The 19674-nt window shown below is 64.1% G+C and carries 21 protein-coding genes; 13 read left to right on the top strand and 8 right to left on the bottom strand.

The genetic code is table 11. From position 1 onward, the window contains the following. The first annotated feature begins 14 nt into the window (after window positions 1–14). The 4 genes from FAZ11_RS04035 to FAZ11_RS04020 all read left to right on the top strand — a co-directional run bounded on the left by FAZ11_RS04035 (window position 15) and on the right by FAZ11_RS04020 (window position 4331). Window positions 15–1829: a type IV secretory system conjugative DNA transfer family protein gene (locus FAZ11_RS04035; protein ID WP_058773829.1), complete on the top strand. Its 1815-nt coding sequence runs from the start codon at window positions 15–17 to the stop codon at window positions 1827–1829. Between the two features lie 439 nt (window positions 1830–2268). Beyond that, window positions 2269–3051, top strand: coding sequence for a sulfite exporter TauE/SafE family protein (locus FAZ11_RS04030; protein WP_058773830.1), 783 nt, complete (start codon window positions 2269–2271; stop codon window positions 3049–3051). A gap of 19 nt (window positions 3052–3070) precedes the next feature. Continuing rightward, complete coding sequence (gene lgt, locus FAZ11_RS04025; protein WP_058773831.1) at window positions 3071–3883, top strand: prolipoprotein diacylglyceryl transferase; 813 nt, start codon at window positions 3071–3073, stop codon at window positions 3881–3883. A gap of 88 nt (window positions 3884–3971) precedes the next feature. Next, the gene (locus FAZ11_RS04020; protein ID WP_058773832.1) at window positions 3972–4331 is read left to right on the top strand and encodes a hypothetical protein; all 360 of its coding nucleotides are present in this window, start codon (window positions 3972–3974) and stop codon (window positions 4329–4331) included. 16 nt (window positions 4332–4347) lie between these two features. Here FAZ11_RS04020 and FAZ11_RS04015 read toward each other — a convergent pair whose 3' ends face one another. The 6 genes from FAZ11_RS04015 to FAZ11_RS03990 all read right to left on the bottom strand — a co-directional run bounded on the left by FAZ11_RS04015 (window position 4348) and on the right by FAZ11_RS03990 (window position 9653). After that, complete coding sequence (locus tag FAZ11_RS04015; protein ID WP_058762937.1) at window positions 4348–4599, bottom strand: YfhL family 4Fe-4S dicluster ferredoxin; 252 nt, start codon at window positions 4597–4599, stop codon at window positions 4348–4350. A 99-nt stretch (window positions 4600–4698) separates the two neighbouring features. Beyond that, entirely contained in the window at window positions 4699–5184 is a 486-nt protein-coding gene (gene coaD / locus FAZ11_RS04010) for a pantetheine-phosphate adenylyltransferase (protein WP_058762938.1), read from the bottom strand. Window positions 5185–5283: 99 nt separating this feature from the next. Next, a complete protein-coding gene (locus FAZ11_RS04005; protein WP_058773833.1) occupies window positions 5284–6288 on the bottom strand; it encodes a hydrolase in 1005 nt (334 codons plus the stop codon). Beyond that, window positions 6285–6854, bottom strand: a complete 570-nt coding sequence (rsmD, locus tag FAZ11_RS04000; protein WP_058773834.1) for a 16S rRNA (guanine(966)-N(2))-methyltransferase RsmD — start codon at window positions 6852–6854, stop codon at window positions 6285–6287. Before rsmD ends, FAZ11_RS04005 begins: the two co-directional genes overlap by 4 nt. 1 nt (window position 6855) lies before the next feature. Further along, window positions 6856–8295 (bottom strand): M16 family metallopeptidase, encoded by a 1440-nt coding sequence (locus FAZ11_RS03995; RefSeq protein ID WP_058773835.1) that lies wholly within the window; start codon window positions 8293–8295, stop codon window positions 6856–6858. Then, complete coding sequence (locus FAZ11_RS03990; protein ID WP_137279061.1) at window positions 8292–9653, bottom strand: M16 family metallopeptidase; 1362 nt, start codon at window positions 9651–9653, stop codon at window positions 8292–8294. Before FAZ11_RS03990 ends, FAZ11_RS03995 begins: the two co-directional genes overlap by 4 nt. Window positions 9654–9856: 203 nt before the next feature. Between FAZ11_RS03990 and ftsY the strand changes: the two genes are divergently transcribed. From ftsY to rpoH, 4 genes are all read left to right on the top strand, one after another. Next, a complete protein-coding gene (gene ftsY / locus FAZ11_RS03985) occupies window positions 9857–11272 on the top strand; it encodes a signal recognition particle-docking protein FtsY (RefSeq protein ID WP_137279062.1) in 1416 nt (471 codons plus the stop codon). Further along, window positions 11269–11943: a cell division ATP-binding protein FtsE gene (gene ftsE / locus FAZ11_RS03980; protein WP_058762944.1), complete on the top strand. Its 675-nt coding sequence runs from the start codon at window positions 11269–11271 to the stop codon at window positions 11941–11943. The genes ftsY and ftsE overlap by 4 nt, the downstream gene beginning before the upstream one ends. After that, on the top strand, window positions 11940–12950 hold the full coding sequence (ftsX, locus tag FAZ11_RS03975) for a permease-like cell division protein FtsX (protein ID WP_058774154.1): 1011 nt from the start codon (window positions 11940–11942) through the stop codon (window positions 12948–12950). Before ftsE ends, ftsX begins: the two co-directional genes overlap by 4 nt. 161 nt (window positions 12951–13111) lie before the next feature. Next, window positions 13112–13966: an RNA polymerase sigma factor RpoH gene (gene rpoH / locus FAZ11_RS03970; RefSeq protein WP_058762946.1), complete on the top strand. Its 855-nt coding sequence runs from the start codon at window positions 13112–13114 to the stop codon at window positions 13964–13966. A 485-nt stretch (window positions 13967–14451) separates the two neighbouring features. On the opposite strand, the gene mtgA is transcribed toward rpoH, so the two are convergent. Further along, window positions 14452–15153, bottom strand: a complete 702-nt coding sequence (gene mtgA, locus FAZ11_RS03965; protein WP_058766185.1) for a monofunctional biosynthetic peptidoglycan transglycosylase — start codon at window positions 15151–15153, stop codon at window positions 14452–14454. A gap of 68 nt (window positions 15154–15221) precedes the next feature. Between mtgA and FAZ11_RS03960 the strand changes: the two genes are divergently transcribed. From FAZ11_RS03960 to FAZ11_RS03940, 5 genes are all read left to right on the top strand, one after another. Further along, a complete protein-coding gene (locus FAZ11_RS03960) occupies window positions 15222–15599 on the top strand; it encodes a DUF423 domain-containing protein (RefSeq protein ID WP_058774153.1) in 378 nt (125 codons plus the stop codon). An 84-nt stretch (window positions 15600–15683) separates the two neighbouring features. Then, window positions 15684–15884, top strand: coding sequence for a sulfur carrier protein ThiS (thiS, locus tag FAZ11_RS03955; protein WP_058762949.1), 201 nt, complete (start codon window positions 15684–15686; stop codon window positions 15882–15884). 19 nt (window positions 15885–15903) lie between these two features. Further along, the gene (locus FAZ11_RS03950) at window positions 15904–16686 is read left to right on the top strand and encodes a thiazole synthase (protein ID WP_058766183.1); all 783 of its coding nucleotides are present in this window, start codon (window positions 15904–15906) and stop codon (window positions 16684–16686) included. 106 nt (window positions 16687–16792) lie between these two features. Further along, the gene (gene trmB, locus FAZ11_RS03945) at window positions 16793–17464 is read left to right on the top strand and encodes a tRNA (guanosine(46)-N7)-methyltransferase TrmB (protein WP_240043543.1); all 672 of its coding nucleotides are present in this window, start codon (window positions 16793–16795) and stop codon (window positions 17462–17464) included. Between the two features lie 158 nt (window positions 17465–17622). After that, entirely contained in the window at window positions 17623–19347 is a 1725-nt protein-coding gene (locus FAZ11_RS03940; RefSeq protein ID WP_058766181.1) for a putative bifunctional diguanylate cyclase/phosphodiesterase, read from the top strand. On the opposite strand, the gene FAZ11_RS03935 is transcribed toward FAZ11_RS03940, so the two are convergent. Beyond that, entirely contained in the window at window positions 19344–19670 is a 327-nt protein-coding gene (locus FAZ11_RS03935; RefSeq protein WP_058762953.1) for a DUF3392 family protein, read from the bottom strand. The two genes, FAZ11_RS03940 and FAZ11_RS03935, sit on opposite strands and share 4 nt — an antisense overlap. Window positions 19671–19674 lie beyond the last annotated feature (4 nt).

Genomic DNA, 19674 nt, shown 5'->3' with positions numbered 1-19674 from the left:
GTAGGAAAATTTTTATGGAGTATGATCATTTTGGTGGTTCGCGAAATAAAAAGGGCCGTAGTGTTTTTTTGCAAGTCAGCATGACGTTTTTTTTGAGCGCTTTTATCTTGGTTTTGGGTTTGATTGTTGCTACACAGTACTTCGCATACCTTTATGAATATCATCCGGCTCTCGGTGAAAATATCAATGGCATCTATGCTCCTTGGGCAATATTAGTATGGGCTGAAAGATGGTCTGGTAGTTATAGTGGTTCTCTAATTAAGGCGGGTGCTTTGGGTGTGCTGGTTACTGCCAGCGGCATGCTGGGATTGATGATTGCGCGGCGAATTCAGCGTAACAGTTCCACTGCAAATCAGTTTTTGCATGGCTCTGCTCGATGGGGGGAACGTAAAGATATTGAAGAAGCTGGTTTGTTTGCTGATGAAGGTGTTTATGTGGGGGGGTGGCTAGATAAACGTAATAAGCTGCGCTATTTACGTCACAATGGGCCTGAGCATATTTTGACTTTTGCACCAACGCGAAGTGGTAAGGGTGTAGGATTAGTTATACCTACATTACTCTCATGGAGACATAGTGCAGTCATCACTGATCTCAAAGGCGAACTATGGGCTTTGACAGCAGGTTGGAGACAGCGTCATGCGGGTAATAGAGTTCTTCGTTTTGAGCCAGCTACGGCGAGTGGTTGCGTAGGCTGGAATCCTCTGGAGGAAATACGCTTAGAAACCGAATACGAAGTAGGTGATGTTCAGAACTTGGCAACTTTGATCGTGGATCCGGACGGTAAGGGCCTAAACGATCATTGGCAAAAGACCTCGCAAGCTATGTTGGTGGGATGTATTTTGCACCTTTGTTATCGCTCTTTGGATGAGGGGCAGGTAGCAAGTTTGCCGGCTTTGGATTCAATGTTAGCGGATCCATCGCGGCCAATTGCTGATCTTTGGCAAGAAATGATGCACTATGGGCATTTCAATGGAGAAAACCACCCGCTTGTAGGCTCTACTGCCCGTGATATGCTTGATCGGCCCGCTGAGGAGGCCGGTTCAGTATTGTCAACGGCGAAGTCGTATTTGTCACTATTTCGCGATCCGATCGTGGCGCGCAATGTTAGTCGTTCGGAATTCAGAATCCGCGATCTAATGAATCATGATGATCCATTAAGTCTTTACATTATCACGCAGCCCAATGATAAAACGCGGCTTCGCCCGTTGGTGCGTATTTTGATAAATATGATTGTCAGGTTATCGGCTGGAAAAATGGAGTTCGAGGAAGGTCGACCTAAAGCTCACTACAAACATAGGCTTCTAATGATGCTTGACGAGTTTCCAAGTCTCGGAAAGCTCGATATCATGCAGGAGTCTCTGGCTTTCATTGCAGGTTACGGAATAAAATGTCACCTGGTTATTCAGGACTTGTCGCAATTGCACGAATTTTATGGTAAGGAAGAAAGTATAACTTCCAATTGCCATATCCAAAATGCGTTTCCACCGAATCGTGTGGAAACCGCAGAGCATCTGTCAAAATTAACAGGGCAGACTACTGTGGTGAAAGAGCAAGTTACTACCAGTGGCAAGCGGTCCAGTGCCTTGCTGGGTCATGTTTCGAGGACATTACAGGAAATTCAGCGTCCTCTTCTTACTGTGGACGAGGCATTGCGTATGCCAGGTCCGCGCAAGGATAGTCATGGTAACATTCAAAAGTCTGGGGACATGGTAATCTACTGTTCGGGCTTTCCAGCATTTTATGGGAAACAATTACTTTATTTTCAAGATCCTGTCTTTTTGGCTAGGGCTAAGATAATGCCTCCCGAAAATACTGATCGGACACTATAAACAGCCTGCTCTTGATTTTTAGTTGGGTTTTGCTTTTTTTCATGTTGGCGTACTATATTTAATAAGCTTTTAACGGTGTTCGCTTGGTTGTTTTGGTATTTAAAATAGTTGGCTTTTATTTGTTTCGTATCTTCTCGTTATCCTTTTCTCTAGGCGCGCAAACTTGTCTGATAATTCAGCTGCTCGTGGATTATGACTGTTCTCGAAGTAAAAATCTTGGATGACGTATCCTGACTCACCGCAGATTGGCTATTCCTTTTAAGTGTTCTTAGACTATTAGCCAAGACTCGAGGCGTCTGGATTTTCCTCACGCTAGCCGGGTGAAGTTGCGAATCCTTTTGGCATTATGGTCGAGTAAAAAGGAATGAAGGTTAGCTGAGCACTGCCGCAAGACGCCTGTTTTGGTTAACATGCCGTTTTGCCCGCTGGGGTTTCCCTTTTGGATCTCTTGCTCTTCCTGGTTCTCGGCGCCTGCGCCGGGGTATTGGCCGGTCTGTTCGGCGTCGGTGGTGGCCTGATCATCGTGCCGGCGTTGGTCTACAGCTTCACCGCCAAGGGGCTCGATCCGGACATTCTCACCCATCTGGCGGTGGGTACGTCGTTGGCCACCATCGTCTTCACCTCGCTCAATTCGGTCTGGGCCCATCACCGCCGCGGCGCCGTGCGCTGGCGGCTGTTCCTCTGGATGGCGCTGGGTATCGTCTTCGGCAGTGCCCTGGGCGCGGTGACCGCGGCGGCCATCCACGGTCCGCTGCTACAGAAGATCATCGGCACCTTCGCCATCCTGATCGCCATCCAGATGGCGCTGGAGCTGCGGCCCAAGGCCCAGACCCAGGAGCCGGGCAAGCCAACGCTGAGCATGGCGGGCGTGGTGATCGGCTGGGCTTCGGCCATTTTCGGTATCGGCGGCGGCTCGCTCACCGTGCCCTTCCTGGTCTGGCGCAGCGTGCCGATGCAGCAGGCGGTGGCTACCTCGGCGGCCTGTGGCCTGCCCATCGCGGTTTCCGGCGCACTGTCGTTCATCATCGTCGGCTGGCAGGAGCCCGGTCTACCGGCCTGGAGTCTGGGCTACGTCTATCTGCCAGCGCTGCTGGGCATCGCCCTGACCAGTACCTTTTTCGCCCCCCTCGGCGTCTGGCTGGCCCATCGCCTGTCGCCCCGGCTGCTCAAGCGGCTGTTCGCCCTGCTGCTGTTCGGCGTCGGGCTCAACTTCTTACTCTGACCCTCTTCAAGGAGGCACCATGCTGCCGTATCCGCAAATAGACCCAGTGGCCCTGTCACTGGGCCCGCTGAAGATCCACTGGTACGGCCTCATGTACCTGGTGGGGATCGGTGGCGCCTGGTGGCTGGCCAAGCGCCGGTTGAATCGCTTCGATCCGCGTTGGACCAGCGAGATCCTTTCCGATCTGGTGTTCTGGGTGGCGCTGGGGGTCATCGCCGGGGGACGGCTAGGCTATGTGCTGTTCTATAACCTGGAGGAGTACATCGCCAATCCGACGTTGATCTTCGAGGTCTGGAAGGGCGGCATGTCCTTCCACGGCGGCTTGCTCGGGGTGATCCTGGCGGTCTGGTGGTTCGGCAAGCGCCACAACAAGGGCTTCTTCGAGCTGATGGACTTCATCGCGCCGCTGGTACCCATCGGCCTCGGTGCGGGGCGTATCGGTAACTTCATCAACGCCGAACTCTGGGGCAAGCCCACCGATTTGCCCTGGGCCATGATCTTCCCGCCCTACAGCGATCCGGCCCAGCTGCCGCGCCATCCCTCGCAGCTTTATCAGTTCGCCCTGGAAGGGGTGGCACTGTTCGTCATCCTCTGGCTCTACTCGCGCAAGCCGCGGCCGACCATGGCCGTGTCCGGCCTGTTCGTGCTCTGCTACGGCATCTTCCGCTTCCTGGTGGAGTTCGTCCGGGTGCCCGATGCCCAGCTCGGTTATCTGGCCTGGGGTTGGCTGACCATGGGCCAGGTGCTTTGCGTACCCATGGTGGTAGGCGGTGTGGCGCTGATGGTCTACGCCTATCGTCGTGCGCCGCAGCCGGTCGTCCGCGCCGAATGACGTCTGGGGGCCGCCCGCATGACAAGTGCGGGCGGCCTGTTATAGTTCAGGGATCACCACTACAACCATCGCGCAAGGGATCAGCCGTATGAATCCGTTCCGTAGCCTGGCGGCCGTGCTGGCCCTGGCGCTGACCTTCCAGGTCTTGCCGGCGCAGGCGCAGCAGGCTCAGGGGGAAGTCACCGAGTATCAGACCGCCGACCAGGCGTTCGGTGAAGCCCAGGCACCAGAGGCCTTTTCCATGATCGGCGATCTGTTGATCGCGCGCCCGCTGCTAATCGCCGCCACGGTAATAGGGGCGGGTGCCTTCGTGGTGAGCCTGCCGTTCACCGCGGCGGGCGGCAATATCGGCAAGGCCGGCAAGGCGCTGGTGGTCGAGCCGGGCAAGGCGGCCTTCGTGCGCTGCCTGGGTTGCACCCAAAGCGGCTACGGCCGTACCAACGACTAGGACGTGAGGCTGGGTATCAGGCCTGGCCGCTGATCTTCAGATATTTCTCGTGCAACTGCTCCTTGGTCTCGACGTGGTTTTCGTCGAGGGGGATGCAGTCCACTGGGCAGACCTGCTGACACTGGGGTTCGTCGTAGTGGCCTACGCACTCGGTGCACAGGTTCGGATCGATCACGTAGATCTCCGCACCCTGGGAGATGGCGCCGTTCGGGCACTCGGGCTCGCACACGTCGCAGTTGATGCAATCGTCGGTAATGATGAGGGACATCGTCGGCTCCTCGCCACGCAGGCGCGCGGCGACTCAAAAGTCAGGCGCGCATTTTGCCCCATCCGCGCGCCCGCTGCACCCGACAGTCCTTGGGGTTAATCAGTCCGTCGGCGGAAAACGCTCCAGTAGCGCCTGGTGCACGGTGGGATGGACGAACTTGGTCACGTCGCCGCCGAGCGCCGCGATCTCTCGCACCAGGGTGGAGGAGAGGTAGGAGTAGTGTTCCGACGGGGTCAGGAACATGCTCTCCGCCTGGGGCGCCAGCACCCGATTCATGTTGGCCAGCTGGAATTCGAACTCGAAGTCCGACACCGCGCGCAGGCCGCGCAGGATGATGGTCGCCTGCTGCTGCTCTACCAGCTTGGCCAGCAGGCAGCTGAAGCCGATCACCTCGACATTGGGCAGGTGCGCCGTCACCGCCTTGGCCAGCTCCACCCGTCGCTCCAGGGGAAACAGCGGATTCTTCTTGGGGCTGGCGGCCACCGCCACCACGACTTCGTCGAACAGCCGCGAGGCGCGCTCCACCAGATCGCCATGGCCCTTGGTGATGGGGTCGAAGGTGCCGGGGTATAGCACTCGGTTCATGACGCTGTCCTGGGGGCGAAGCTATTGGGGCTTGGATGGTAGCTCAGGGGCGGGGAGAGGCCAAGGCGAGCACGGCCAGGATCGCCGACCCCTGGGCGTTTATCGGCCGGATGGCGGCGGCAGCTGGCTGACCAGCCAGTCGGGGATGCGCCGCTCCAGGTAGTAGTCCGGGTTGCGGAAGGCGCCACCGACGAAGCCGACGTGGCCGCCATGGGGCAGGCGCTCGAAGAGGGTCCCGGGGGCCAGTTCGGCCCGCGTCGGCAGGGCGTCCGGGCCGATGAAGGGATCGTCTTCGGCCTGGATCAGCAGGGTGGGGATACGGATGGCGCCCAGGTAGTAGCGGCTGGAGGCCTGGCGGTAATAGTCGCGGGCATCGCGAAAGCCGTGCAGCGGCGCGGTGTATCTGTCGTCGAAGTCCCAGAAGGTCTTGAGGCCTAGCGGCGGGCCCAGGCGCGCGAGAATCTCGTGCTGCTCGGGATGCCGCTCGCGGTCGAACAGCGCCTGCTTGTCGCGCACGTAGCGCGCCAGTTCGCGGATGAAGTGCCGCTGGTAGATACGCGAGAAGCCGATGCCGATACGATCGGCGCAGAGATCCAGACGAAAGGGCACCGAAACCGCCGCCGCGGCACTTAGGCCGCAGTCCGCGCCGCGCTCGCCCAGGTACTTGAGCAGCACGTTGCCGCCCAGGGAAAAGCCCACGGCGAACAGCGGGGCCTCCGGGCGACTGGCCTGCAGATGGCGGACCACCGCGGCCAGGTCGTCACTGACGCCGGAGTGATAGCCGCGCGGTAGGCGGTTGGGCTCACCGGAGCAGCCGCGCCAGTTGAGACCGACACTGGCCCAGCCGCGGGCGGCGAGGGCGAATTGCAGGCCGAGCACATAGTGCGAACCGGAGCTGCCGGTGAGGCCGTGGGCGATCAGCACCAGGGGCGCCCGCGGGTCCTCGGCGTGGTACCAGTCGAGATCGAGGAAGTCGCCATCCTCCAGCCACAGCCGTTCCCGCGGGCGGGTGATGGGGGGCAGCCGGCGCCACAGCGAACCCCAGAGGGTCTGCAGGTGCGGGCCGGGCAGCCAGCGTGCCGGCTTGAAGGGGGCGCTGGTCACGCCTGGCGGTGCCAGAGGGCGTAGTGGACGTTGCCGGTCTTCTTCTCGCGGTGCAGGTGCCAGGTCGCCGGCAGGGCCAGGCGCGAGGGCTGGGTTTCGCTCTCGGTGTAGATCCAGGCGTCCGCGGCCAGCCAGCCATGGTCTTCCAGCGCCTGGCAGGCCGGCTCCAGCAGCGCCTTGCCGAAGGGCGGGTCGAGAAAGACCAGGTCGAAGGTCGCCTCGATCGGCTTGGCCAGGGCCTGCAGGGCATCGGTCTGGCGCACCTCTGCGCGGGTGCAGTCGAGCGCCTGCAAATGGCTACGCAAGGCATTGCCCGCCTGGGCGTTGAGGTCGAAGGCTAGCGCCTGGCTGGCGCCGCGCGAGAGGGCTTCCAGCAACAGGGCGCCACTGCCGGCGAAGGGATCGAGCACCCGGGCGCCGGGGGTGACGGGGGCTAGCCAGTTGAACAGGGTCTCGCGGACCCGGTCCGGTGTGGGCCTCAGACCCAGGGCATCGGGAAAGACGAAGCGCCGGCTGCGCCAGTCGCCACCGATGATGCGCAATTGGTTGGCGGTCTTCTGGGCCATGCTAGTGCTCCGGAATGCCGCGGGGCGGCAGGGTGGAAAGAGGGCGAGGTGGCGGCAGCGGCTGCTGGGCGACCCGCGGGCCGGCGCTGACCACGACGAATGTCGCCGGGTCCAGGTGGCGCTGCAAGGCGCTGTGGACCTGGTCGACCGTCAGGCTGCGGACCTGCTGGAGGAAGTCGTCCAGGTAGCTGCTGGGCAGGTCGTAGAAGCCGATGTTGCCCAGTTGGGCGACGATGGCGCCGTTGCTGGCGTTGGCCAGCGGGAAGCTGCCTTCGATCTGCCGCTTGGCGCGGTCCAGTTCGGCCTGGGTGGGGCCCTGGGCCAGGTAGTCGCGCAGCAGTTCGCGCACCAGCGCAAGGGTGGCGTCGCCCAGTTCGGCGCGGGTCTGCAGGCTGATGGTGAAGGGGCCCGGTTGGCGCATAGGGGTGAAGCCCGAGCTGACGCCATAGGTGAGACCGCGGCGCTCGCGCAATTCGGTCATCAGGCGACTGCCGAAGCCACCGCCACCGAGGATCTGGTTGCCGACGAACAGCGCGGCGTAGTCGGGATCGCTGCGGGTGATGCCGAGCTGGCCGAGCAGCAGGCGCGTCTGCTGGGCCGGCACCTCCAGCTGCACGAGCTCCGGTGCGGCGGGGGTGGGCGCCGGCAATGGCGGCAGGGCCGGGCCGCGCGGCAGGGCGCGGGACAACTGGGCGGCGATGCGCTCGGCGCGGGCGCGATCCAGGTCGCCGGTGATGGCGATCACCGCGTTGCCGGCGGCATAGGCGCGAGCATGGAAGGCTTGGAGAGTCGCGGCATCGATGCGTGCCAGGCCGGCCGCCGTACCGCGCGGCGAGTGGGCATAGGGATGCTGGCCATACAGGCGTTCCTGCAGGGCGTCGCCGGCCAGGCTCGCCGGTTCGCGCCGACTGGCGGCGATCAGGGTCAGCAACTGGTCGCGGATGCGCTGGATGGCTTCGCCAGGAAAGGTGGGCCGGCCGACCACGTCGGCGAGCAGGGCCAGGGCGGGTTCGCTGATCGCCGGATCGGCGAGGGTACGCAGACCCACCACCGCTTGGTCGCGATAGGCGCCGTTGCTGAAGTCGGCGCCCAGGCGCTCGAAGCCGTCGGCGATGGCACCGGCATCGCGGCCCGGCGTGCCTTCGTTGAGCAGGCCGTTGGTCAGCATGGCCAGGCCCGGCGTGGCGCCATCCTGGCTGCTGCCGGCGGCGAAGATCAGGCGCACGTCGAACATCGTCAATTCCGGCGCCGGCACGAATAGCACCTGGGCACCCTCGGCGGTGCGCCAGCGCTGGATGTCCAGCTGGCGGCCCAGGGGTGGCGCGTTCTTGAGTGTTTTCAGGCTATCGACGGCGGGATAGGCGCGTGCCAGCTCATTGACCGGCGACGGGGACTGGCAGCCGGCGAGCAGGCACAGCGAGAGACAGAGCAGGCGCTTCATCGACTGGCCTCCGCAGCGGGTTCCGGCCGCAGCTGGGCCAGGGTCAGGCGCTCGCGAGTGAAGTAGCTGCGGGCCACGCGGCGCAGGTCGTCCGGGGTGACCTTGCCCAGCTCGTCGAGCAGCCGGTCGCCCTGGCGCCAGCCGAGGCCGATGCTTTCCAACTGACCGATGCTGCTGGCCTGGGCGGTGATGGAGTCGCGGCCGTAGACCAGGCCGGCCACCAGCAGGGCACGCACCCGGGCCAGTTCCGCGGCGCTGGGCGCCTCGCGCTTGAGCAGCTCGAGTTGCTCCCAGAAGGCCGCTTCCAGTTGTTCGAGGGTCTTGCCGCGCTGGGTGTTGGGAATGCCGCTGAGCAAGAAGAGGCTGTCGCCATTGGTATAGGCGCCGTAGGCGGCGCGGACGCTGGTGGCCAGTTCCTGGCCGCGTTCGAGACGACTGGGCAGGCGCGCCCCCGCGCCACCACCGAGCAGGGCGGCGAGCAGTTGCAGGGCGTAGGCGTCCCGGGGGCTCGCGGCAGTAGCCAGGCCCGGTACGTTGAAGCCCATCAACAGACTGGGCACTTCGCGGGCCTGCAGCGCCAGGCGGCGCTCACCCGGTGCGGGCAACTCCAGCGGCCGTTTGGACGCGGGCAGGTTACTGCGCGGGATGGCGCCGAACCAGCGCTGCACCTCGGCCTTGACCGCCTCGGGCGCGACATCGCCCACCACCACCAGGGTGGCGTTGTTGGGGGCGTACCAGGTCTGGTACCAGCGCTGGAGTTCTGCCGCACTCAGGCGCTGCAGATCCTGGGGCCAGCCGATGGTGGGGTTGCGATAGCCGCTGGCGGGATAGGCCGCCGCCTTGAAGCGCTCGAAGGACAGCGCCTCCGGCCTGTCGTCGGTGCGTAGCCGGCGTTCTTCCTTGATCACCTCCAGTTCGCGGGTGATCTCATCCGGCGCCAGGCGCAGATGGGCCATGCGATCGGCTTCCAGTTCCAAGGCCACCGGTAGGCGGTCGCGCGCCAGCAACTGGTAGTAGACGGTGTAGTCGTCGGTGGTGAAGGCGTTTTCCTCGGCACCCAGGTCGCGCAAGAGATGCGAGGCCTCACCGGCGCCGAGTTTGCGGCTGCCCTTGAACATCAGGTGCTCCAGGGCATGGGAGAGCCCGGTGGCACCCGGCGCCTCCTGACTCGAACCCACGCGATACCAGAGCTGCACCACGGCGACCGGCGCCCGGTGATCTTCACGGACCACCAGCTTCAGGCCGTTGTCGAGGGTGAACTCCTCGGTGTTCTGCCGGCTGGCCTCGGCCAGGACGACGGCGGGAAACAGGCAGAGCAGGCCGATCAGGGGGGCACGCAGGGAGCGGGGGGCGGGCATCGCGAGAGCAGGCCTTGGGACGCGGTTGGGGACGAAGCGGTGGCGTCCTGGGGACGGCCGCGCGTTTTTCGCCGACGGGGAGGTCTTCCGCCCGGCAGGCTGCTAGGATACGCATCCCTTTTCCCGACGGCCATGCCTGACGGTCGAGCGCCGCCTTGGCGGAGCTCCCGCAGTTGGCTCGTCCGTTCGATACAGAGTCCTGCATGTTTGGATCCGACGACAAGAAGTCTCCCGCCACGGAGAAGAAAGGCCTGTTCGGCTGGTTCCGCAAGAAGACCGCCGAACCCGTAGAGACGCCAACCGAAGTCCCGGCGGCTGCTCCTGAGGAGCGCACGCCCGAGCCGACGGCCAGCGAGCCGGTGCGGCATCCGGAACCGGTGCCCGAGCCGCCCGAGGCCATCCCCTCGCTGACGCCGGTACCGGCGCCCGAGGAAGAGGCGCCGTCGCCGGTCGCCCTCACGGCGCTGGTCGAGCCCGTGGTGATAGATCCCATCGTGCCGCCGGTCGAGATCGAACCCGTGGTGGCGCCCGAGCCGCACCCTGCTCCCGAGCCCGAGCCCGAGCCCGAGCCCGAGCCAGTCGCACCTGTCGCGCCCGTTGCTCCGGTCCGTCCAGAGCCGGTAGTGGCTGCGCCCACGCCCGAGCCCGCGCCGCAACCGGTCGCACCTGCTCCGGCCGAACCGGCCAAGCTGGGTTTCTTCGCCCGCCTGCGCCAGGGCCTGTCCAAGACCAGCGCCAGCCTCGGCGAGGGCATGGCCAGTCTGTTCCTCGGCAAGAAGGCCATCGATGACGACCTGCTCGAAGAGCTGGAAACCCGCCTGCTGACCGCCGACGTCGGCGTCGAAGCCACCGGCGTCATCATGCGCAACCTGACCCAGAAGGTGGCGCGCAAGCAGTTGGCCGATAGCGAGGCGCTGTACCAGGCCCTGCAGCAGGAACTCACCGAGATGCTGCTGCCAGTCGAGCAGCCGCTGGTGATAGATACCTCGCACAAGCCCTATGTCATCCTGGTGGTCGGCGTGAACGGCGCTGGCAAGACCACCACCATCGGCAAGCTGGCCAAGCGGCTGCAGAACGAAGGCAAGAAGGTCATGCTGGCCGCTGGCGATACCTTCCGCGCCGCGGCCGTGGAACAGCTGCAGGTCTGGGGCGAGCGCAACCGTATCCCGGTGATCGCCCAGCACACCGGCGCCGATTCCGCCTCGGTGATCTTCGATGCCGTCCAGGCCGCCAAGGCCCGTGGTATCGATGTGCTGATCGCCGACACCGCCGGCCGCCTGCATACCAAGGACAACCTCATGGAGGAGCTGCGCAAGGTGCGCCGGGTGATCGGCAAGCTGGACGAGGCGGCGCCTCACGAGACCCTGCTGGTACTGGACGCCGGTACCGGCCAGAACGCCCTCAACCAGGCCAAGCAGTTCCATAATGCGGTGCCCCTGACCGGCCTGGCCCTGACCAAGCTCGACGGTACCGCCAAGGGCGGGGTGATCTTCGCCCTGGCCAAGCAGAGCGCCCTGCCGATCCGCTACGTCGGCGTCGGCGAGAGCATCGACGACCTGCGGCCCTTCGAGGCGCGGCCCTTTGTTCAGGCCCTGTTCGCGGAGCGTGGCGTCTCATGATCCAGTTCGACCGCGTCTCCAAGCGCTATCCCAACGGTCACGTCGGCCTGCAGGAACTGAGCTTCCGCGCCGAACGCGGCGAGATCCTCTTCGTCACTGGGCATTCCGGTGCCGGCAAGAGCACCCTGATGCGGCTGATCCTGGCCATGGAAAGGCCCACCGGCGGCAAGCTGACCTTGGCCGGTCAGGACATCTCGCGCATCACCAATGCGCAGATTCCCTTCCTGCGCCGGCAGATCGGCGTGGTCTTCCAGAACCACCAACTGCTGTACGACCGCACCGTGTTCGACAACGTCGCTCTACCGCTGCAGATCCTCGGCCTGTCCAAGCCCGAGATCGCCAAGCGGGTGGCCGCGGCGCTGGAGCGCGTCAGCCTCAAGGACAAGCTCGACGACTACCCGGCCGAGCTGTCCACCGGCCAACAGCAGCGGGTCGGTATCGCCCGCGCCGTGGTGCATCGTCCGGCCCTGCTGCTGGCCGACGAACCCACCGGTAACCTCGATCCGCGGCTGGCCTCGGAGATCATGGGGGTCTTCGAAGACATCAATAGCCTCGGCACCACGGTGCTGATCGCCAGCCACGACCACGCCCTCATCGCCCGGCTGCGCCATCGCATGCTCACCCTGCAGCGTGGCCGCCTGATCGGCGACGAAGAAGAGAGCCAGCCATGAGCGCCAACGAACTCCCGCGCGGCCAGGAGCAGGGTGGCAAGCCCCAGCGTCCGCAACGCCAGGCCCCGAAGAAACCCAAGAGCGACTGGCGCAGCCCGCTGCATGCCTACCTCGAAGCCCATCGTACTGGCCTCCGGGACAGCCTCCGACGCATGGTGCAGCAACCCATAGGCACCTTCCTCACCTGCCTGGTGATGGGCATCGCCCTGGCGCTGCCCATGGGGGTATCGCTGCTGCTGAAGAACGTCGAGCGCCTCGGCGGCTCCTGGCAGCGTGCGGCGCAGATCTCGGTCTTCCTCGACCTGCGCACCGGCCAGGACCAGGCCGAGGTGCTGATGAGCCAGATCAAGGTCTTGCCCGACGTCGCCGAGGCGCGCTGGATCAGTCCGGACGATGCCCTGAAGGAATTGCAGCAGGACGCCGGCATCGGCGAGGCGCTGCGCGAGTTGCCGCAGAACCCCTTGCCCGGCGTCATCGCCGTGACGCCCAAGGAAATCGACAAGAGTCGCCTCGACATGCTGCGCAGCCAACTGGCCGAGATGAACGGCGTGCAGCAGGTGCAGCTGGACATGCAGTGGGTCGAGCGCCTCACCGCCATCCTCAAGTTGGGCGAGCACTTCGTCTTCGGCCTGACCGTGGTGCTGGTGATCGCCCTGCTGCTGGTGATCGGCAACACCATCCGCCTGGCCATCGAGAATCGGCGTACCGAGATCGAGGTGGTCAAGCTGGTAGGTGGCACCGATGGCTACGTGCGCCGACCCTTCCTCTACATGGGCGCGCTGTTCGGCCTGGGTGCCGGCGTCGCCGCCTGGGCACTGCTGGTTTTCGGCTTGAACTGGCTTAACGCCGCGGTGATCGACCTGGCCGGCCTCTACGGCAGTGATTTCGCCCTGGGTAGCGTCGCGGTGGAAGACGGTCTGCAACTGCTGATCGGCGCCGTGCTGCTCGGTTACATCGGCGCCTGGCTGGCGGTCGCTCGCCATTTGCGCGAACTGGCCCCGCGCTGACGAACGGCCGTTTCCGCAACGTTCGGAAACGGTCTAAACCCCTGATGAAACAAGCCTTTCACGGGCATTTTCAGCTGGGGTTAAGGGAACCTCGGCTAGTCTGGCGCTGTCCAAAAAATCAGTGTTAGACTGCCCAGTGCTTAGTGAATCGGAGGATTCGCATGACCACTTCGTTGCAACCTGTTCCTACATTGGTTCCTGGCGCCAGCCTGGAAGCCTATGTGCACTCGGTGAACAGCATTCCGCTGCTCACTCCGGAGCGGGAGCGTGAACTGGCCGAGCGCCTCTTCTATAAGGAAGACGTCGAGGCCGCCCGGCAGTTGGTACTCGCGCACCTGCGTTTCGTGGTGCATATCGCCAAGAGTTATTCCGGCTATGGCCTGGCCCAAGCCGACCTGATCCAAGAAGGCAACGTCGGCCTGATGAAGGCCGTCAAGCGCTTCAACCCCGAGATGGGCGTACGCCTGGTGTCCTTTGCCGTGCATTGGATCAAGGCCGAGATCCATGAATTCATCCTGCGCAACTGGCGCATCGTCAAGGTGGCCACCACCAAGGCCCAGCGCAAGCTGTTCTTCAACCTGCGCAGCCAGAAGAAGCGGCTGGCCTGGCTGAACAACGACGAAGTCCATCGCGTCGCCGAAACCCTGGGCGTCGAGCCGCGGGAAGTTCGCGAGATGGAAAGCCGCCTGACCGGTCAGGACATGGCCTTCGATCCGGCCAGCGACGCCGATGACGATACCGCCTACCAGTCGCCGGCCCAGTACCTGGAAGACAGCCGCTACGACCCGGCCCGCCAGTTGGAGGAAGCCGATTGGAGCGATAGTTCCACGGCCAATCTGCACGAGGCCCTGGAGCGTCTGGACGACCGCAGCCGCGACATCCTCTACCAGCGCTGGCTGGCCGAGGAAAAGGCCACGCTGCACGAGCTGGCGGCCAAGTACAACGTTTCGGCGGAGCGTATCCGTCAGCTGGAAAAGAACGCGATGAACAAGCTCAAGGGCAATATCGCCGCCTGATCCAGACGTTGACCGAAAAGCCGCGCCTTAGGGCGCGGTTTTTTATGCCTGTGATAATGACTATCGCGGTCGGCTGTCCGGGTGACGTGGAAAACCGCACAGCGTTTTCCACGTGCGATCCGTAGCACCAGACAACCTGCCTGAGCTGTACGCCTGCTGTGGAAAAGGCTGCGCCGTTTTCCACGCTACGCCGCTGATTCCGTCATGAGCTACGTCACGATCGCGGCCATGGCGGTCCGCCGATGTGGCCGCTCCAACGGATTACCGGTACCCGTAGGAGCGGCCCATGGCCGCGATAAATCACTGGTAGATGGAAAACTCACAGCGTCTTCCATGCGTGAGCTGTAGCGTCGCGTAGGCAGCAGGTAGGGTGGAAAACCGCGCAGCGTTTTCCACGCGCGAGCTCAGGCGTCGTCTGGGTAGCATGTTGGGCAATCGTCCCAGTGGAAAAGGCTGCGCCGTTTTCCACGCTACGTCGCCTCGCTCTACTGCCCGGTCATCCGCCGCAAATACTCGCTGCCGCCCAGCTGGCGTTCCTGCTGGCGGATCCAGGCGGCGCGTTCGGCGACGTAGGCGCTGGGGCGGCTCGGGCTCCATTCGCGCGGATTGGGCAGCACCGCGGCCAGCAGGCTGGCCTGGCGTTCCGATAGCGCATCGGCGTCCACGCCGAAATAGTGGCGTGCCGCGGCCTCGGCGCCGAACACGCCGTCGCCCCATTCCACGCTGTTGAGATAGACCTCGAGGATGCGCTGCTTGGACCAGAAGGTTTCCAGCAGCACGGTGAACCAGGCTTCGAAGGCCTTGCGCAGGTAGCTGCGGCCGCTCCAGAGAAAGAGATTCTTGGCGGTCTGCTGGCTGATGGTGCTGGCGCCGCGCAAGGAGCCGCCCGCCTCGTTGTGGTCGAAGGCCTGGCGGATCGCGGTGAAATCGAAGCCCCAGTGTTCGGCGAAATGCTGGTCTTCGCCGGCGATGACCGCCATCTTCAGATCGTCCGGCAGCTCCTTCCAGGGGCGCCAGTCGCGCTGCAGGTCGATGGGCTTGCCATCGATCCAGGATTCGATCTTGCGTTCCACCATCAGCATGCTGCCTGGTGGCGGCACCCAACGCAGGATCAGCACCACGGCGGCGCTGAGAGCGGCGAACCAGAGGGCAACACGCAGGAGACGGCGGAGGAGGGTACGCAGCATCGGCTTGGTCTTTGGCGGTTAGCGGGCCATTATAACCAGCGCTTACCCTCCATCGCCTGGGAAAACCCATGTTGCGTCTCTTTCTGCTGTTCGCGGCCCTGGCCGGCTTCACCGGTGTCGGCCTGGGCGCCTTCGCCGCCCATGGTCTCAAGGGGCGGCTGTCCGCCGATTACCTGGCGGTGTTCCAGACCGGCGTGCTCTACCAGCTCATCCATGCCCTGGCGCTGTTCGGCGTCGCGCTGCTGTCCCTGCATTTCCAGGGCCGGCTGGTGGCCTGGGCCGGTGGCTTCTTTATCGCCGGCATCCTGCTGTTTTCCGGCAGTCTCTATCTGCTGACGATGACCGGCATCTCGCGGCTCGGCATCATCACTCCCTTCGGCGGCTTGTGCTTTCTCGCCGGCTGGGGCTGCCTGGCGTTGCTCGCCTGGCGCCTGAGCAGCCTCTGAAGGCACGGCTCCAGATCGGGCGTCGCTGCAATGAACGCACGACCGGCGTAGAATGCCGGTTCACCCCGCGACGATGCTTTTTCCATGCAGATCCTGTTGAACGGCGAATCCCTAGAGTTGCCGGACGGTGCCACCGTCGCCGACCTGCTCGTGCGTCTCGAATTGACCGGGCGACGGGTAGCGGTGGAGCGCAACCTCGACATCGTGCCGCGCAGCCAGCACGCCACCACCGCCCTGGCGGACGGCGACCGGCTGGAAGTGGTCCACGCCATTGGCGGCGGCTAGCCGCGAAAGAGGAATCCAGATGAAAGACACTCCCTTCACCCTGGCCGGGCGCACCTATGAGTCGCGCCTGCTGGTCGGTACCGGCAAGTATCGTGACCTCGAAGAGACCCGCGTGGCCATCGAGGCCTCGGGTGCCGAGATCGTCACCGTGGCGGTGCGCCGTACCAACCTCGGCCAGAATCCCGGCGAGCCCAATCTGCTCGACGTGATCTCGCCCGAGCGCTACACCATCCTGCCCAACACCGCCGGCTGCTACGACGCCGTGGAGGCGGTACGTACCTGCCGTCTGGCCCGCGAACTGCTCGATGGTCACAACCTGGTCAAGCTGGAAGTCCTGGCCGACCAGAAGACCCTGTTCCCCAATGTCATCGAAACCCTCAAAGCCGCCGAGACGCTGGTGGCCGACGGCTTCGACGTCATGGTCTACACCAGCGACGACCCCATCGTCGCGCGTCAGCTGGAGGCCATCGGCTGCATCGCCGTGATGCCGCTGGCCGGCTTGATCGGCTCGGGCCTGGGTATCTGCAACCCCTACAACCTGCGCATCATCCTCGAAGAGGCCAAGGTGCCGGTGCTGGTGGATGCCGGGGTGGGTACCGCCTCGGACGCCACCATCGCCATGGAGCTGGGTTGCGAGGCGGTGCTGATGAACAGTGCCATCGCCCATGCCCGCGAGCCGGTATTGATGGCCGAGGCCATGAAGCACGCCATCGTCGCCGGCCGTCTGGCCTATCTGGCCGGCCGCATGCCGCGCAAGCTCTATGCGACCGCGTCGTCGCCGCTGGATGGCCTCGTCGGCTGAGGCTGCGGGCGATCCTCCATGCGCCCGGCTTTGCCGGGCGTCTCTTTTTCTCACTATCGATAACGCCATGACCGATCATCAAGACGACCAGACTCCCGACCGCCCCCTGCGCACCATCAAGAGTTTCGTGATGCGGGCCGGCCGCATGACCGAGGGCCAGCAACGCGGTCTCGACCAAGGCTGGCCGCGCTTCGGTCTGGAGTTGTCTGACGGCCCCCAGGATTTCGACCAAGTATTCGGGCGCCAGGCGCCGCGCACCTTCGAGATCGGTTTCGGCATGGGCCACTCCACCCTGGAAATGGCTGCCGCCGCGCCGGAGCAGGATTTCATCGGCGTCGAGGTGCATCGGCCGGGTGTGGGGGCGCTGCTCAATGGCGCCATGACCCAGGGGCTGACCAATCTGCGGGTCTACAGCTGCGATGCCCTGGAGGTGCTGCGCCAGTGCGTCGCCGATGCCAGTCTGGACCGGGTGCTGTTGTTCTTCCCCGATCCCTGGCACAAGAGCCGCCATCACAAACGCCGTATCGTCCAGCCGGCCTTCGCCGAACTGGTCCGGCAGAAGCTCAAGGTCGGCGGCGTGCTGCACATGGCCACCGATTGGCAGGCTTATGCCGAACACATGCTCGAGATCATGAACGCCGCGCCAGGTTACCGTAATCTGGGCGACGCGTCGGGCTACGTACCCCGTCCCGAAGAGCGCCCCATCACCAAGTTCGAGCGGCGTGGCGAACGTCTGGGACATGGCGTCTGGGATTTGAAATTCGAGCGGCTGGACTGACCGCGCGTCGCGGATGAGCAGTGGTTGAGCCGCAAATAGGCTGTTGGCATGATGGCGGCTTGCCATGATGAACCTTCATCTTCGGAGTACGTAGGAACGAGCAAGATGTCTGCCGACCACCACAGTGAACCAGGGCGCCGTTTGCCAGGTACCGCTCAGTGACTCTGGGCGCGGACAGCGAGCTGGACGCCCTACGTCAGCTGGAAGCCGAGCGTAGCGCTCGCCAGCGTACCGAGCGCTCGCTGGACCTGATGGCCTCGGCCTTCGCCCTGTGCCGCGATGCCATGGCCGTGTTGAGCGAAAACGGCCAGATCATCGAGGCCAACGAGGCGCTGTGCAAATTGATGCTGAGCGCTGGCAGGAGCGTTTCAGGTCAGTACCTGTCGCATTACATCAAGCTGCCGGAGGCGGCCATCCAGGCCTTCGAGCGCCACGGCTATGCCTTGTCCGAAGCCAGCTTCCACGTCTCGGCCAAGCGCGTGACGCCGATGGAGATCAGCCTTAGCCGCTTCGCCGGCGAAGGTGGCGCCGAGGGCTATGTCATCGCCAGCCTGCGCGACATCACCGACCGCAAGCGTGCCGAACAGGCGCTGGAGCGCCTGGCGTTGAGCGATGGCTTGACCCAGCTACCCAATCGCTCCGGTTTCTATCGCCGCTTCGAAGACTGCCTGCGAGAGCTCACCACGGGGCGCAACCTGGCCGTGCTGTTCATCGATGTCGATGGTTTCAAGGAGGTCAATGACTCCCTGGGCCACGAGGCGGGCGATGAACTGCTCAGGGTCCTGGCCGCGTCCCTGCAGGACAGTCTGGGCGAGGGCGAGCTCCTGGCGCGTTGGGGCGGCGATGAATTCGTTGCCGCCATCGTGGTGGACAGTCGCAGTCAGGCCCGCCAGATTGCCGAGCGCCTGTTGCAGGTGATCGGCCGGCCGCGACGTATCGCCGAGCACGATATCCGGGTATCCGCCAGCATCGGTCTGAGCCTGACCCCCGAGGATGGCCAGAACGCCGAGACCCTGCTCAGCAATGCCGATGCCGCCATGTACGCGGCCAAGAGCGCCGGCAAGAGTCGGGCGCGCTTCTACGATCCGGAATTCACTGCCGAGGCGCTGCGCAAGGTCACCCTGCTGGCCCACCTGCATGCCGCCATCGAGGCGGAAGACATCAAGTTCGTCCTGCAACCCAAGTTCGATGCCGAGCGCCGCCTGGTCAGTGCCGAACTGTTGGCGCGCTGGGAGTGCCCCAGCGTGGGAGCGGTGTTGCCCAGCGTTTTCGTCGCCCTGGCCGAGCAGAACGGCATGGCCTCGTCTTTGGGCCGCCTGGCGATTCGGCGCGCCGCCGCCTATGCCCGCGACTTGCAGCAGGCGGGGGTGAACATTCCGGTGGCGGTGAACATTTCCGCCCGTCAGGTGGCGGATGATGAGCTGAGCCTGGTGCTGGAGCGCGCCTGCACCGAGTTCGGCGTGCGGCCGCGGGCGCTGGAGCTGGAGGTAACCGAGTCGGTATTCCTGCAGCGCGGCGCGCCGGAACGGCGCCTGGGTCGACTACGTGACCAGGGCTTCCGGGTGGCCATGGACGACTTCGGTACCGGTTATTCGTCCTTGAGCTATCTGCATCGGCTGTCTTTCGACACCATCAAGATCGACCGCAGCTTCCTGTTGTCGGTGGACCGCGACGCCCGCTCACGGCAACTGTTGGCGGGGATCGTCAGCCTGTGCCGGGCGTTGAACATGCAGATCGTCGCCGAGGGGGTGGAAACCCAGGCGCAATTCGAACTGCTCAAGAGCCTGGGGGTGGATACCTTTCAGGGCTTCCTGCTCGGCCGGCCGCAATCGCTGGAAAGTCTGCTGCTGCTGGCCGGCGTCGTGGACTACGCGCCGCTCTAGCCGCGCCGCTCGGCCAGTACGCCGAGTAGACAAACACCGATCAGCAATACCGGCGCCAGGGCGTAGTTGTTGAACTGCGCCAGGCCCTTCACCACCCAGGGCGTGAGGAAGGTCATGGCGGCGCCGTAGATAGCCAGGCACGCCAGGGCGAAGGCCGGCACCCGGATGGCGGTGGGCAGGCTGCCCAGGCGCGCCTGGATGAAGGCGTTGACTTGGCTGCCGAACAGCACCAGCAGGGTAGCGGTGACCGCCAGGGCCACTTCGTCGAGATGGCTGCGGCTCCAGCGGGAGAGGTCGGCGATATGGTTGAGCACGAAGTCCAAGGCA

It is taken from the genome of Pseudomonas rhizoryzae, from assembly GCF_005250615.1.
GTDB classification, from domain to species: domain Bacteria; phylum Pseudomonadota; class Gammaproteobacteria; order Pseudomonadales; family Pseudomonadaceae; genus Chryseomonas; species Chryseomonas rhizoryzae.
The sequence above is the reverse complement of the archived record's forward strand: the minus strand, read 5'-3'. Positions and strand labels throughout refer to the sequence as shown.

What these genes read in the sequence shown, in the direction of transcription:
- FAZ11_RS03990 (WP_137279061.1), bottom strand. Translation starts at nt 9,653, where the DNA reads ATGCCCGCCCCCCGCTCCCTGCGTGCCCCCCTGATCGGCCTGCTCTGC.
- ftsX (WP_058774154.1), top strand. Translation starts at nt 11,940, where the DNA reads ATGAGCGCCAACGAACTCCCGCGCGGCCAGGAGCAGGGTGGCAAGCCC.
- FAZ11_RS03950 (WP_058766183.1), top strand. Translation starts at nt 15,904, where the DNA reads ATGAAAGACACTCCCTTCACCCTGGCCGGGCGCACCTATGAGTCGCGC.
- thiS (WP_058762949.1), top strand. Translation starts at nt 15,684, where the DNA reads ATGCAGATCCTGTTGAACGGCGAATCCCTAGAGTTGCCGGACGGTGCC.
- mtgA (WP_058766185.1), bottom strand. Translation starts at nt 15,153, where the DNA reads ATGCTGCGTACCCTCCTCCGCCGTCTCCTGCGTGTTGCCCTCTGGTTC.
- coaD (WP_058762938.1), bottom strand. Translation starts at nt 5,184, where the DNA reads ATGAACCGAGTGCTATACCCCGGCACCTTCGACCCCATCACCAAGGGC.
- ftsE (WP_058762944.1), top strand. Translation starts at nt 11,269, where the DNA reads ATGATCCAGTTCGACCGCGTCTCCAAGCGCTATCCCAACGGTCACGTC.
- FAZ11_RS03960 (WP_058774153.1), top strand. Translation starts at nt 15,222, where the DNA reads ATGTTGCGTCTCTTTCTGCTGTTCGCGGCCCTGGCCGGCTTCACCGGT.
- rsmD (WP_058773834.1), bottom strand. Translation starts at nt 6,854, where the DNA reads ATGGCCCAGAAGACCGCCAACCAATTGCGCATCATCGGTGGCGACTGG.
- FAZ11_RS04015 (WP_058762937.1), bottom strand. Translation starts at nt 4,599, where the DNA reads ATGTCCCTCATCATTACCGACGATTGCATCAACTGCGACGTGTGCGAG.
- rpoH (WP_058762946.1), top strand. Translation starts at nt 13,112, where the DNA reads ATGACCACTTCGTTGCAACCTGTTCCTACATTGGTTCCTGGCGCCAGC.
- FAZ11_RS04020 (WP_058773832.1), top strand. Translation starts at nt 3,972, where the DNA reads ATGAATCCGTTCCGTAGCCTGGCGGCCGTGCTGGCCCTGGCGCTGACC.
- FAZ11_RS04035 (WP_058773829.1), top strand. Translation starts at nt 15, where the DNA reads ATGGAGTATGATCATTTTGGTGGTTCGCGAAATAAAAAGGGCCGTAGT.
- FAZ11_RS03995 (WP_058773835.1), bottom strand. Translation starts at nt 8,295, where the DNA reads ATGAAGCGCCTGCTCTGTCTCTCGCTGTGCCTGCTCGCCGGCTGCCAG.
- lgt (WP_058773831.1), top strand. Translation starts at nt 3,071, where the DNA reads ATGCTGCCGTATCCGCAAATAGACCCAGTGGCCCTGTCACTGGGCCCG.
- ftsY (WP_137279062.1), top strand. Translation starts at nt 9,857, where the DNA reads ATGTTTGGATCCGACGACAAGAAGTCTCCCGCCACGGAGAAGAAAGGC.